General features: G+C 37.7%; 1 protein-coding gene. It reads left to right on the top strand.

The genetic code is table 11. The features are described from left to right. Positions 1-94 precede the first annotated feature (94 nt). Positions 95-467, top strand: a 373-nt coding sequence (locus ACU8YE_RS24905; protein ID WP_446930215.1) for a GTP-binding protein, incomplete at its 3' end; no start/stop codon positions are given.

Genomic DNA, 467 nt, shown 5'->3' with positions numbered 1-467 from the left:
CATGATAATTTGATAAAAAAGGCAACTAAAATATAACAATTGATTAATGAAGCTAGCAGGGAGCTAGCTTTTCTTAAAAGAAATGAGGCAAAAAATGAACAATAAAGAAATGAAAGCAAGACAAGAGAAAATTCGTAATTTCTCGATCATTGCCCACATTGACCATGGGAAGTCAACTTTAGCCGACCGGATTTTGGAAAAAACAAATACAGTTAGCAGTCGAGAAATGCAAGATCAATTACTTGATTCAATGGATTTAGAGAGAGAACGCGGCATTACTATCAAATTAAACGCAATTGAATTAAACTATACAGCCAAAGATGGTGAAATCTATACTTTCCATTTGATTGACACACCAGGGCACGTCGATTTCACCTACGAAGTTTCTCGTAGCTTGGCAGCTTGTGAAGGGGCTGTTCTAGTTGTTGATGCGGCGCAAGGAATTGAAGCGCAAACGCTAGCAAATG

The sequence above is a fragment of the Ralstonia sp. VS2407 genome (genome assembly GCF_052950655.1).
The sequence above is the reverse complement of the archived record's forward strand: the minus strand, read 5'-3'. Positions and strand labels throughout refer to the sequence as shown.